Raw genomic sequence first — 12,607 nt, 5'->3', positions numbered from 1 at the left:
CGTGCGCAGCCCGCCGACCAGGAGCAGGTACTGCTGCACGGCCGGCTCGCCCTCGTTGCCGGTGAACCGTTCCGCCGTGCACTGCGCTCGCTGCACCAGCACTGGCCGGACGATGAGATGCATGTGGACGAACAGGCCGGGGTCGTCTGGTTCTTGCGCTACAAGGGAGCAGTGGCGACGACTGGTCTCGGAACAACTACCGATCGTTTATCGCCCCTAAGGTGCTGTTGAACGAGGAGCGCGCCCAGCTCCTCCTGGCCGACCTGCGGCCGAGTGCGCGACGGACGACTCACCTCCGCGACCGTTTGGCGCGACCCGCCCCGGACCACGCCTTACCGGCCACAGCGCCAAGGCGGCCCGCTGATGGCGTGTGCGGCCCGCTGACAGCGCGCCTTTGACAGAATGCTCCTGCCCGATTTCTCACAGGATGGACGACCATGCGCAGTGAGTACGTGAACCCCGACACCAAGGCGGCCATGGCGAGGGCCGGGTATCACGGGGTACCCGGCCGCACCTACCACTCGCCTCTCCCTGACGAGTTGGCTCCCTGGTACCTCTACGAACCGTCGTCGGGGCATTCCCTGGCAGTCATGATCGAGTCGCTGTGGGAGCCGGACGCGGATCCGAACCGGGAGTTGGCGCTCGCGCCGGTGAAACTCGTCCTGCGTTGCCCGTGGCGGATCGAGGGTGGCTGGATCGTCGCGGACATCCCGTACGACGAGGGCTTGGGCGTTCTTGCGCAGGACGAGGACGACGAGTACTCCGACGGCATCACCGAAGGCACCAGGAGCGGCCCAGAGAAGGCCATGACAGCAATGATCGTGGGCGAGCCCTACCCAGGCGCCCTGATGTTTCCCATGCCCGATGCCTCGCAACTGCTCCTGACGCCGACCGGGAGCACCCTGACGGTGTTCCTGGGCGGACTGGAGAAGACGGAGATCGACGCGTTCCGCGACGGGAAGGCGCACTTCGCGCTCGTCCACTCCGACCATGCCCTGCTGCTCATGTTCCGCTTCGACTTCGCCGATGGCCGCTCCGCGGGTTGGTCGGACGCGGAGTGGGTGGCTGGCCCCCAGGAGAACGCCGGCTACAAGGTCGGGGTGCCGGGAGCACGGGGCGGTTCCTTCATGCTGGCGGTGCATCTGGTCGATGCGCAGAACGGCATCGTGGCGGTGAACCGGCTGATCACGGTTCCGGCCCGGTTCGCGGACCAGTTGCGTAGCGCGGTGGCCGCTCAGTTGAAGGCGGGCCCCAATCCGGCAGCGGCACTGAACGATGTGGAGGGCTGGTACCGGTTCATGCAGCGTGACCTGCTCAAGCGGGCGGTGGCGGACTTCCGGTCCACGAAGTCGGGCTGATCAGCGGCAGGTGTGCGGGAGTGTCCTGGCCGGCGTCGGCTCGGGTGCTGCTGTCCGTTTGGGCGGGGTGACTGAGGGCTACCGGGGCGAGATGGGGGAGCGCGCTGCCTCTGCTCACCCCACGAATGGGTGGTTCGGACGCTGGCTGGTTGCCCGGAGCCGAACCGTCGCGTTACGGTCGGCGCGGCGTTTGTGACCGCCCGACTCCGATGCTGCGCGTCCCCACGTGACAAGCAGCGCCGGCGGACAAGGTTCTGTCGAATCTCACTCATCAATTCCCTGTGCTTGGACACCGAAGTGCGGGACGTGGGCCTGCACGGGATGACGAGCACACATGACGCGCAACCGTAAGAAGAAGCTGGCCGTCCGGGCCGAGGCCAACGGGACCGGCCACGCTCGTGCCGCGCGCGTCCACACCTCCCCGCCCAAAGAGATCCTGACAGCCGATGTGCAGACCCGACTGATCGGCGCCTTCGCAGCGGCAGGCTGGCCGGTGGAGAGCGACGGGTTCCCCGAGTTCGGCACCTGGACCGGTTGGCTCGGCCCGGTGGGATCGACGCTTCGACGGTCCCGGGAGTGGGGCAGCGAAGCGCACCCCGACGACCCGGACCACAACGACCTCACCGTCGTCCCCGAGTTGACCTTCATCACGCCGAAGATCCCCCACACCCGAGAGGCGATGGTGCTGGAACTTCCCGGCACCACCCCTGACGCCGAGATCGTTGCCACGGTGTGCGACGAACTCGGCCGCGCCCGAGCGGCCGAGGTTGGCAAGCTCGTCAACAAAGCAGCCTGCTCCCTGTGCGGCGACCGCTACCCGGCCGGCCACCTGCTGCCGCCGACGCAGTCCGACAAGCTCCTCCTTTGCCCTTTCTGCGTCTTCGACGGCGACATCCTCGGCAGCCACCCGCTGCGCCTGGCATTCGCAATCGACGAGCTGACCGACAAAGACGTGGCAGCACCCGCCGGCTGGTCGGCCGTAACGGCACTCCTGGCCTGCGCCGGGGGCCGTGACTTCGGCGAGAGGCTCAGCGAGGCGGGCGGCCTGCGAGCGGTGCTGCCGCATTGGTCAGATCCTGATCAGGTGTGGGTCTGGCTCCCGCCCGGCGATCTTCCCCCGGTCCTGGAGCGACTGCGCCCCGGTACGAGTCTGGCTACCCTCGTGGCCGCCGTGGAGGGCGCGCACCCCGACCTGCGTGACCGCTTCCGTGCGCATGTGGCCGAGACCCTGGAGGAGGACGAGGAAGACGACGCCGGTGGCGGGGTGCGGGACTACCTGGTCGAGGAGTTGTGGCCGGCCGCGATCTGCTACGCCGTCACCGCAACAACCCAGATCCAGGAACGGCCCAAAGGTGCTTCCCCGTGGAACCTCCTCGAGGACGGCTTCGAGGAGGGCAACCTCGCCGACAACTTCCGCCAGATCGGCAGCACCCTGGACGCCGACTCCCTCGGGCCCGTGTTCACCTTGTCGATCGGAGTTCCGTTCATCGCCGAGGTTCTGGGCCTTGCCCCGAAACCCTAGACAGGCCTAGCCGTCCGGCCAGCAGAGCCGCTGGAAACGTTCACTGTGGGACTGGCGCGCCCGGCCTCCTGAAGAACGAGGGTCGGCGCGCCCGGAACCTCTGGCCCCTGCGACCACGCAGCGGTGCACCCGCGACGATCCAACCGACCGTTCATAACGCCCCGCAGTCCGCCCGGCCATCACCGTCCCGTGGTGCCGGGCGGGCGCGCGTCCTGGAGCGGTCACACCTCCGGCGTCGTGCGCCGACTTCGGCGCCCTGCCACGTTGCCGTCGCCCGCCCATGGGCACTCCGGACTCTGTCCACAGCCTGCCTCGCGCACCATCGCCGTCTCCGAACCTGTGTGATCTTGAAGGAGACCGCATGCCCATGACGCGATCGAGGCGCCGTCCCGGCGCCGGAGCGAGTGCCCAGGCCAAGGCCGACACCATCCGCGCGGCCGAGCGCCGCAAGCAGCACCGCACCGCGGCTTGGGCAATCCCCCTGCTCGTGACGCCCGTCGTGCTCGGCATCGGCTTCCTCGTAGCGACAGTGACCGACTGGCACGCGGGCCTCGCCGTCGCCGCCGTGACCGCGGTGCTCGCCCTGCGCCGCATCTACCGGAGCAAGGGCAGCACCTGGGCCACCGGCGCCGCCGGCGAGCGGCGCACCCGCTGGATTCTCGCCCCACTCGTCTGGTGCGGTCTCGGCCGGTGGGCAGTCCTCCACGATCGCCAAGTCCCCCGGTCCCGCGCCAACCTCGACCACATCGTTCTGGGCGTATGCGGCCCCGTCTACGTGGACACCAAGACCTGGAAGTCGAAGAAGTCCAAGGTGCACCTGCGCGGCGGCAAGCTCTGGTACGGCAACCACTCCCAGAAGGACTCCCTGGATACCGTGTTGTGGGAGGCGAGCCGCGTGGCCGAGGTGCTCGGCCACCACGTCCAGGCCGTTGTGGCTGTTCACTACGCCCCCGTTCCTCCGGGCGGACTGATCAGCCAGGGGGTAACGATCATCCAGTCCAGCGAGCTGCGCCGATTTCTGCGCGCGCTGCCCAAGGAGCCCGGCTGGGACCGCAGGCGCATAGCCGGGGCCCGGCGGCTGGCCGATGCTCAACTCCGGCCCGCTGGCTGACCACCGCCGAGGCGAGCAGCCCCCGGCCAGGGCCGGAGACCGCACAGTGTGTCGAGCCGATACGAACTCGTGTCCGTCGCGGCATAATTCACCTGCATTGAGCACCAGTTGGGGCTACTGTGGTGTATGTGAGCCCCGGGTCGCAGTCACTGCGTCCCCCCCGCACACTGTCCGGGGCACGGCTTAGTGGGCCCCGGTGTCCGCCTCTGCTCGATGGAGTAAGCGGCCCGGGGCACAGTCTATCTGGGTCAGAGAGCCTGGGGCGTGTAAGACCCGTCAGGGCTCACCACGGTGTAAGTGGTGGTCATCCGCACGAGACGTACCTCTGCGTCGGAGTGGCCCCGGCGGCGTTCATCCAGTCGCTCCTGGGCCAGGTCGTACTCGTCGTCGCGGTAGCTGAACCGGAACCGGCCGACCGGATGCCGGACTTCGACGATCCAGACGTCTACGGCGGGTTCGGCCTCCAGCTCGGTGTCGGCCGGCACCCACGTCGTGGTCGGCACACGTGCGGGCACGACCTGGGTGACGTCGACGTAGCGGCCCCATCCGTGGTCCACGATGTCCTGACCTTCGGGGAGCGGCCTTGTGTAGTCGACGGCCCAGAAGGCGCCCGCGTGCGTGAAGATGCAACGCCGCCTTTCAGCCCAACGACCGTTGGCCACATGGAAGTTCGGCTACAGCGGCCTGCTCGGGCAGATTGTGCGGAACGCCGAGCGCGTCTAGCTCCTCGACGGTGAAGGTACGGGTGCTCAAGGATCTCCTCACAAGGGGGCGGATCGGAAACGAGGCGAGGGGCCGTGGACCTGTGGCCACGACCCCTTGGAAAGATCACTTGAATTCGTCGGCCTCGGCCAACTGCGCGACACGGCATCCGAGCTCGGTGCGGAAAGCCTGGAACCGAGGCCCGTGCACCCCGGAGCCCCCGTCATCCGGCTGGACGGCACCTTGGTCGTCGCGGTACTCCGCCAGGCCCAACTCGGCCAGTCCATTCCTGGTGACCCAGTGGACCTTGGTGGTGAACGCCCCGCTGGCGTCGACCCTTTCGGTCAGATCCCGCCACTGGGCCGCACTCAGCGCTGCGCGGCGGCCGGCCCACGTGATCCGCCAGGTCGTGTTGCCCGTGTAGACCAGGGCCTCGGCGTCGCTGAGCCGGTACCCGTCGGAGTCTTCGCGGTAGATGAACCCGGCGTCGAGCATGGCCTTCAGTACGCGGGAAGTCACCCGCGGGTGGAGTTCCCCGTTCTGATGGACCGACGCGGTCTTAAGGTGCCTGACTTCGGTGGCAGTGGCCTGGCGCGGCGCCGTGGGCGCAGGGGACACGGGATCTCCTTCGAGGGGATGGATGAACGGCACGGTCCTTGGGCCGGATCGACGGGCGGGTGGCGGTGCAGCAGCGCTACCGCCTCTGGCTGTCCGGTGCGCGCGCGTGGTGGGGGCGACCGCTCTGCGGCCGCCCCCGGGGGAGAGCAGCTCTGTGTCACACCAGCGCAGAGGTGACCACGAAGATGCCTGCGAGGCCGACGACGAAGGCGCCGAATTCCAGGAAGTCGGAATCCACGCGCTTGTCGAGCTCATGCATTCCGCCCGCGCCGAGCAACATCGCGACACCGATGGTGAGCTGGAGCCACCAGGGCAGCGTGGAGATGCTGGAAATGTCCGCGTCGGAGGCGAGATAGGTGTTCACGGGTGGCCCATTTCTCGGTAACGGTGCGTCGGCTGATGTGGCCGGTGTGTGGAAGCCCGCGCAGGGCAAGTGCAGCTACCGGCCGAGCTGGTGAGGATCGTGCGCGCGCGTCAGGAACGGTCGGGGTCGATGCAGTGGACCGTCCGCGTACGCCCGACGGCGTCGGTGACGTCCCACAGGGACTCGGTGATTTCCGGGTCGAGCTGCCGCCCGCGGGCCTCTTCGGCGGCCTGCTGGGCGTCGTCGACGTTGTCGATCTCCGTGCGCCAGGTCGCCACGAAGGTCGTCGGGGTGGCGGTGGGCGAGGGCACTCCGGGGAGGAAGACCAGGGCGCCGAGGTCGAGGGCGCCCTCCCACCCGGCGCGACGCAAGGTCTCGGCGAGCGCGGTGTTCTGCTCCTCCTCCAGGTCCCAGGTGTCGGAGCTGAGAGGGTTGTAGCGAACGACGATGTGGTCCGCCTTGTCATCAGGGCGGCTGACGAGGACTTCGGCCAGTTCGTGTCCGGCGTTGTCGAGCGCGGCGCGGACGGCGGAGATGGCCGGGTCGGCCTGTGAGGGTGAAGGCATGGAGGGGTCCGTTCTCTCAGGCGGGGCTGCGGAGCTAAGTGGCTGCGGACGCGGCGGGGAACTGCGCAACTGGGTGCGGTGCGCCAGGCGGCCTGTGTTGCGCGGTGGGGGGCGACGGACCCGCCCGGAGGGAGGGCGGGTCCGTCGGAGGAAGCCGTCCGGCGGGCGTAGGGGAGCGCCGGACGGCGGGTTGGTGAGTCACGCCGGGAAGGGCCGGAAGGGAGCCCCTCAACCCTTGTGATGTATATAGATTAACCCATGCGCACGCATAGCACAAATTAATAGGGTCATTCCGTGTAGGGGTGCGGGGCCTGGGGCGCGAGAAGGGGGATTTGGCTGCGAGGGGGCACTCCGCAGTGGCGACACGCCCGTGCTTTCGTCGCCGGGGCCGTCGCTCGGCGCTTCCGCAGGCTCTAGTCCCCGAGGTTCCCGGGCGTCTCGCCTGCCGGGGTGCGCGGCGCGATGGCGACCGCGATGCGCAGGACTTCGGAGGCCCTGAACACGTCCTCGTCGTCGAGGTCAGTGCGACATCACCACGGCCGAACTGCGAGCGCGTCGCAGATCCGCGTGCCTCGCCGTCGAGGTGGCAGATCTTCATCTGTTCCTCGCGAGGCGGTGCATCAAGGGTGAGCCACGGATCCGGCTCGCATTCGCAGGCGTAGTCGTGGAAGCACTCTTCTTCCAGGTGCTCCCGGATCCGCTCGTAGGACGCGGGACTGACGCGAATGTTCAAAGGGGTGCGCCCGCCCGGGACTCCGAAGGGATCACCGCCGTACCCACGGCCGAGGTCATCACGGCGTTGGCTGTGCCGGGCAGTCCGCCGTACTGGCGAATGTGGCCCCGTGCGGCGTCGGCCAGCGTGGCCAGAGCCACGGTGCGGGCCGTGTCGAGGGCATGGCCTACGCCGTCGAGCGCGGCGCGCAGAGCCATGGCCGAGGTCGCGCGGATTTTGTGCGGTTCAACGGGCTTCATGTCGCGCCTTTCTGAAGGGCCGGCGGCAGGTGGGGTCAGGCGCCCTCCGCCAGGACCTGCCGGTCCTGGCGGAACCGCTGGATCAGCGGGAGGCGGGTTCCGGCCTGGAGGAGCGGCGGCAGTTTGGCCGGCGCGGGCTCGCCGTCGGCGATCCGGCGGGCGTAGCTGATGGCCGTCTGGAACGCGGTGAGGTAGGGGAGCAGGTCCTCAGCCGCGCGGCGGCGCTGACGGCGCTCGCGGCGGGTCCGAGGTTCGCCGATGTGGTGCTCGTTGCGCTCGTAGATGCGCTCGAGCAGGAAGCGGCCGCCTACCAGGGAGGCGAGCGCCCGGTTGCCGGCGGCCACGCTCCCGGCGCCGGAAGTGCTCAGTGGCAGGACGTCGGCGGTTGCCCGGTCGACGGCGACGGCGATCGCCCTCCAGGCGTCGTCCTGGAGAAGGTTGTGGCTTGCTCCTCCGGGGAAGCCGGAGCGCCCCAGTCGGAAGCGAAGGCGCGGCAGGTAGAGCGGTATGGCGGACGAGCTCATAGGCGTAGTCCTTTCGGAAGGCGGGCCGTCATCTGCGGCCGGGGGGAAGCGTCGGGTGCCGCCCGGCTGCAGGCCCGGAGCGGTGCGCAGATGCGGGGGGCGTAAAAACGATCACGCGACTCTGGAAAGTTAAGTCATGACGAATCGTGTGTCAATCTACTAGGGTCATGCATGTTGCCGAACACCCCCTGACGGGACCGATGGCGCAGCCCGTGCCGCGGTGCGCGAGCGGGATTGTCAGTCGGGGCTGGCAGCATAAAGAGCAGTAGCCGCACAGGCACAACGAACATGGAGAGCCCCATATGAACCGCAGTGAGCTGGTGGCCGCGCTGAGCGACCGCGCCGAGGTGACCCGCAAGGACGCCGACGCCGTGCTGGCCGCCCTCGCAGAAGTGACCGGCGAGGTCGTCGCCAAGGGCGACGAGAAGGACACCATCCCCGGCTTCCTCACCTTCGAGCGCACCCACCGCGCCGCCCGCGAAGGCCGTAATCCCGCTACCGGGATGGCCATGGCCATCCCGGCCGGCTACGGCGTGAAGGTCAGCGTGGGCTCGAAGCTCAGGGAAGCCGCCAAATCGGGGGCCGTCACCGGCTGACCCGCTTGCCGTGAACCCGTCCCTGGGGCGGCTCGGGATCATCCTGGGCCGCCCCAAGGGGTTGAGCTCGAAGCCGCAGTGTCGAATATGGGAAAACCTAAGAAGATCTTGGAATTCCCTGGTAACTTCGTGCGCATGGACGAGGCGCTGGACGCGATCGAACGGGAGATGTCCCGGCTCCGGATCGAAATCCGGTCTGCCGCCGAGGCGTCCGACGGCGAGCGGGTCACGGAACTCCGTAACCAGTTGCGCGTGGCACAGGACGGGTGGGATGCACTGCTCGCAGGAACCTCCACTCCGCCCCCGCCGCCCGTCGCACCCCGGTCCATGAGGTCCACACGTGAGCAGGTGCTGGAGACTCTGGCGCTGATCGGTGCCCCGGCGGCGCAGAAGACCATCCGGAGCGTCCACGACGCCTTCTTCGGTACCCCGCTCGCACCCTCGCGCCTGGCGAGTCTGCGGCGAGATGAGGAACGCAGCTTCCGAAGCCGCAGCACACCGCGCACCCATGTGTGCCCGGCACTGGCCGCCGGCACCCTGCGCCCCGTTCGGTCCATGCTCGCCTCGTCCGACTGGCCCCTGACCCGGCGGCTGTTCGTCTCTGGATCCGAGCGGGTCAACTACCTGACCATGGCTGTGAATCTGGCCGCCACGGCAGAGCGGGCCGCCGGAGAGGCGTACGGAGACGCCACCGCGATCAACCAGCTGCTCCACGGCATTGCGCTGAACATTCCCGGCATCGGCAATAGCCAGCCCCTCAGCGCCGCACGGATACGAACCGTCGCGCAACGGGAGCTTGACCGCCTACTCCCCGCCGACCAGGACGCCCGCGACCAGGCGGCCCTCAGGGCTGTCCAACTCGACACCGCAGAGCGCCTGTTCGGCATTGCCACACCTCATGACAATTGGTGACCACCGCAGGACGACGACCGGAAGGACAGGGCAGACGATGACCGAGGTACGCCTTGCCGGGTGTGCTGGCTGCATCGGCAGCGACCGCCCCGGCTACGTCATTGTGTGGGAAGTCGAAGGCGACCGGATGGTTCACAAGTGGAAGCGCTGCCCGCAGCAGTGCACCGCCGAGTCCCGGGCCGTCACGATCGCGCGTCACCGCCAACGCCGTGCCGAGCAGGAAGCCGAGGCCGCCCGCCAGGCCGATGCCCTACCCGCCCCGCCAGCCCCGGAGCCGCCCCGCCCCGAGCCCGTGCAGCAGCCGGTGCGCCGCCCCGCCGGCCCGCCCCCGGCCTCCGCATTCCGTGGACGTAGTGACCAGCCGTCAGCGCGGCCCGGCGGGCGCCGTACCCCGGCACGCACCGCACCCACCGCCCCGGCGGCGAACAAGCCGCGCCGGTGGCCGGCCGTCGCCCTCGACCACAACGCCGAAGGGTGGACGCTCGACGTCGAGCAGGTCCCGCCGCCCGCCGGCACGAAGGTCACCGACTGGTTCGCCTGGCTCGGCACCGGGCTGCCGCTGCGCATCGACCGTATTCACGACGCGGGCCGGACGGGCGACGGCATGGTCTGCCTCTCGGCCGCGGCACTCAAAGCCCTGGGACTTCCCGCGTCTTTTCCCACCACCGACAAGGCCCTGGCCGCCCTCACGAAGAAGCTGACCACCGCAGCCGCCAGCGTCGGGATGGAGCTCTCCCAGGAGATCGGGCCCACCTTCCATGCGTTCCGCCGCGTCGGCGCCGCGGGTGGCCCGAAGTCGTCCCTGCGCGTGGTGATCACCCCATGGCTCGGGCAGGGCAGCGAAAAACAGCAGGTGACGGGAGCGATGCTCAACCAGCTCGCCGTCGACCCCGCAGGAGAGCTCGACGCACATACCCTCGCCCGCCGTATCCGCACCTACGTCGCCGACCTCGGCACCGCGCCGGGCATCACCCCGGCCACCACCAGCAAGCTGCTCCTGGAGGCGGTCCGTCCCCGCTCCGAGCCGGTCCAGGACGACGACGGGGAATGGCACTCCCGGCTCCGCGACGGTGCCCTGCCCAGCGGAGACACCGTCGTGCCGCCGGCCGCTGGCGCCCGCCACCCGCTGACCCGCGAGCTCCTGGACCGTGGCGAAGTCCCGTGTGAGGAAGAGGACTACAAGCACTGGTCCCGCCCGCTCACCGAGGCCGAAGCGGCCATGCCGTACGCCGTCGCCTGCGACGTGTGCGCCTCGTACTTGTCGGTGACCATGTCCCTGCGACTTCCCGTCGGACCGCTGGAACACCATTCCGATCCGGTCTGGGACACCAAGTCCGCCCCGGCCGGGCTGTGGTGGTGCGACTTCACCGACGTCGACGTGGATCCGTTGCTGCCCCACCCGGCTACCTTCCACGGCAGGCCGCCCGCTGGCCCCGGCTGGTACGCCACCCCGACTGTCACCTACATGGTCACCGACTTCGGCTTCGACCCCGACACGATCACCGAGGCGTACCTGTCCCCGCTGACCGTGCCGTTCCTCAAGGAATGGACTATTCGGCTCCGAGAGGCCTACAAGCGGGTCTACGGGCTCCTGGGTCTCAAGGACGGGCAGGACCCCACTGAGTTCCTCGCCGCGTACGCGAGCCACAAGGACATCGACCCGCAGGACGCCGAGCGCACCGACGCTCTGGTGCTCGCCGGCCTCTACAAGGCGGTCTACAAGGGCGGCGTCGGGAAGTGGACCGAGGGGGCAGCCCACCTCGACGAGGAGACCTGGCTGCAGCAGATCGTGGCCAACTGGTCCTACCGTCCCGAGGTGCGCTTCACCGTCATCTCAGCCGCCCGCATCGCCAACCACCGGCGCATGCGCAAGACGTACACGAAGACCGGCCGCGCCCCGTTCGCGATCAACGTCGACTCGTACCTGTACGCCACCGAGGAGCCGTCGCCCCTGGAGCTGCTTACCCCGGCGGAGAACGGAAAGCCCGTTCTCGGCGTCCTGCGCCTGGGCATCGGTCCGGGCCAGTTCAAGCACGAGTCCAGCATCCCCATGGACGCGGTCCGGCAGCTACTGAACGACGACGAGGACGAACACCCCTCCCGCCTCACCCACGACTACACCACCGACGGCACCGCCGTAGAGGCGTAAGGAACAGCCGTGACCACGAACCGCCAAGAAGAGGCCAAGCAGACCGAGTTGACCGAGATGTACTCCCGGGTCAACCACCTCTTCTACACCTCCAAACAGGCCCCCGTGCGCACCACCACGCAGACCGCACATGCCCTTGAACGGATCTACGGCGGCCAGGCGGCCGCCATGGCCGCCGCCTACAACGTATCCCCGCGCACCGTCCGGCGCTGGCTCGACGGGACCCGCACCCCACAGGGCGCGAACGCGGCGCGTCTGCTGCGCGACGCCACGGCCGCCCAGACGACCAAGCGCGGCCGCGATCGTCGAGCCCGCCAGGCCGAACAGCACCGCGGCGACGTCCTGGTGCCGCGCGTGAACAACTTCACCGTCCGCGGCTCGGACGCGATCCGGACCCGGGACATCTCCGTCAGCCTCAGCGGGCAGGACCTCGCCGCTCTGGCGCGGGCCGAGAACGAGAGCGAGGTCGACGCCATCGTCCAGGACGGGATCGCCGCCTACTTCAACGGTGGCGTCGCGGGAGGCTTCCACGCCGGCGACTTCGGCTACGACGCAGGCTCCGTCGTCTTCAACGTGCCCCTGATGACCGGCTCCAGCCAGACCAGCGAATAAGCGAAGCCCATGTCCCGGCGATCGGCCGACACCGCTGTCGGTACGCGCAGGCACACTGGACGCCATGGTGACATCGGCCGAGCCGGAACCCGCACGCATCCTTCCTGCACTTCCGGACCACGACCGCGAGGCCGGCGAGATCCGCTGGGGAGGGTGGGAACCCGCCATCAACGCCTCGCACATCGACCCCTGCTGCCTCACCTGCGCCTTCACCGGGCCGTTGACGACCGTCTTCGGCGAGACCTGGTACACGCCCGAACCCACCATGGTCCGCGTCAATCGGTCTCACCCAGGCCAGCCCTCAGGGTGGGTCCGCGCGCAGGGCAAGCCGTACTGGTGCAAGACGCACTACGCGGTGCGCTGCCGGCAGTGCGACGAGATGCGGGTCTACCGGTGCAGCGGCTGGGTGGAGATCCACTACCGGCCGCCCACCACAGAACGCGCTGTTCCGCCGACAGACGACAACGTCCTCTTCTAGACGCCGGATCGCCCCCGGGGTCCTGCGCGGCGAGACGGGACCGACCGACGGCCACCCTTGCGGGAGCGCCGTCAGGAAGGTTCTGCGTCGGCATCGAGGTCCGGAATCCGCGTCGCGGTGAGC

Annotated in this window: 14 protein-coding genes and 1 pseudogene; 8 read left to right on the top strand and 7 right to left on the bottom strand. The window is 69.1% G+C overall.

Going from position 1 to position 12,607, the window contains the following annotated elements; genetic code table 11:
* Positions 1-78 (bottom strand): annotated as a pseudogene (locus tag IE206_RS35475) (DNA repair protein RecO); the annotation flags it as partial.
* Between the two features lie 359 nt (positions 79-437).
* On the opposite strand from IE206_RS35475, the gene IE206_RS35470 reads away from it, so the two are divergent.
* The 3 genes from IE206_RS35470 to IE206_RS35460 all read left to right on the top strand — a co-directional run bounded on the left by IE206_RS35470 (position 438) and on the right by IE206_RS35460 (position 3,991).
* Positions 438-1,358, top strand: a complete 921-nt coding sequence (locus IE206_RS35470; RefSeq protein WP_189969639.1) for a hypothetical protein — start codon at positions 438-440, stop codon at positions 1,356-1,358.
* Positions 1,359-1,692: 334 nt separating this feature from the next.
* Entirely contained in the window at positions 1,693-2,880 is a 1,188-nt protein-coding gene (locus tag IE206_RS35465; RefSeq protein ID WP_189969637.1) for a hypothetical protein, read from the top strand.
* Between the two features lie 367 nt (positions 2,881-3,247).
* Positions 3,248-3,991 (top strand): NERD domain-containing protein, encoded by a 744-nt coding sequence (locus IE206_RS35460; RefSeq protein WP_189969635.1) that lies wholly within the window; start codon positions 3,248-3,250, stop codon positions 3,989-3,991.
* A 248-nt stretch (positions 3,992-4,239) separates the two neighbouring features.
* On the opposite strand, the gene IE206_RS35455 is transcribed toward IE206_RS35460, so the two are convergent.
* The 6 genes from IE206_RS35455 to IE206_RS35430 form a co-directional block, all read right to left on the bottom strand.
* A complete protein-coding gene (locus IE206_RS35455) occupies positions 4,240-4,548 on the bottom strand; it encodes a hypothetical protein (RefSeq protein ID WP_189969633.1) in 309 nt (102 codons plus the stop codon).
* 271 nt (positions 4,549-4,819) lie between these two features.
* Positions 4,820-5,212: a hypothetical protein gene (locus IE206_RS35450; RefSeq protein WP_189969631.1), complete on the bottom strand. Its 393-nt coding sequence runs from the start codon at positions 5,210-5,212 to the stop codon at positions 4,820-4,822.
* Positions 5,213-5,468: 256 nt separating this feature from the next.
* Positions 5,469-5,675, bottom strand: a complete 207-nt coding sequence (locus IE206_RS35445) for a hypothetical protein (protein ID WP_189969629.1) — start codon at positions 5,673-5,675, stop codon at positions 5,469-5,471.
* 110 nt (positions 5,676-5,785) lie between these two features.
* The gene (locus IE206_RS35440; RefSeq protein WP_189969627.1) at positions 5,786-6,241 is read right to left on the bottom strand and encodes a hypothetical protein; all 456 of its coding nucleotides are present in this window, start codon (positions 6,239-6,241) and stop codon (positions 5,786-5,788) included.
* Positions 6,242-6,970: 729 nt separating this feature from the next.
* Complete coding sequence (locus tag IE206_RS35435; protein WP_189969625.1) at positions 6,971-7,213, bottom strand: hypothetical protein; 243 nt, start codon at positions 7,211-7,213, stop codon at positions 6,971-6,973.
* Between the two features lie 35 nt (positions 7,214-7,248).
* On the bottom strand, positions 7,249-7,737 hold the full coding sequence (locus IE206_RS35430; protein WP_189969623.1) for a hypothetical protein: 489 nt from the start codon (positions 7,735-7,737) through the stop codon (positions 7,249-7,251).
* Positions 7,738-8,039: 302 nt separating this feature from the next.
* Here IE206_RS35430 and IE206_RS35425 point away from each other — a divergent pair, with 302 nt between their 5' ends.
* From IE206_RS35425 to IE206_RS35405, 5 genes are all read left to right on the top strand, one after another.
* Complete coding sequence (locus IE206_RS35425) at positions 8,040-8,333, top strand: HU family DNA-binding protein (RefSeq protein WP_189969621.1); 294 nt, start codon at positions 8,040-8,042, stop codon at positions 8,331-8,333.
* Between the two features lie 135 nt (positions 8,334-8,468).
* Complete coding sequence (locus IE206_RS35420; protein ID WP_189969619.1) at positions 8,469-9,245, top strand: hypothetical protein; 777 nt, start codon at positions 8,469-8,471, stop codon at positions 9,243-9,245.
* A 37-nt stretch (positions 9,246-9,282) separates the two neighbouring features.
* The gene (locus tag IE206_RS35415; protein ID WP_189969616.1) at positions 9,283-11,394 is read left to right on the top strand and encodes a DUF8841 domain-containing protein; all 2,112 of its coding nucleotides are present in this window, start codon (positions 9,283-9,285) and stop codon (positions 11,392-11,394) included.
* 9 nt (positions 11,395-11,403) lie between these two features.
* Positions 11,404-12,006, top strand: a complete 603-nt coding sequence (locus IE206_RS35410) for a helix-turn-helix domain-containing protein (RefSeq protein WP_189969614.1) — start codon at positions 11,404-11,406, stop codon at positions 12,004-12,006.
* 64 nt (positions 12,007-12,070) lie between these two features.
* A complete protein-coding gene (locus tag IE206_RS35405) occupies positions 12,071-12,484 on the top strand; it encodes a hypothetical protein (RefSeq protein ID WP_189969612.1) in 414 nt (137 codons plus the stop codon).
* Positions 12,485-12,607 lie beyond the last annotated feature (123 nt).

Source organism: Streptomyces violascens (assembly GCF_014649955.1).
In the GTDB taxonomy this organism is placed as follows: domain Bacteria; phylum Actinomycetota; class Actinomycetes; order Streptomycetales; family Streptomycetaceae; genus Streptomyces; species Streptomyces violascens.
Note: the sequence above shows the minus strand (reverse complement) of the source record. Positions and strands in the feature narration are given on the sequence as shown.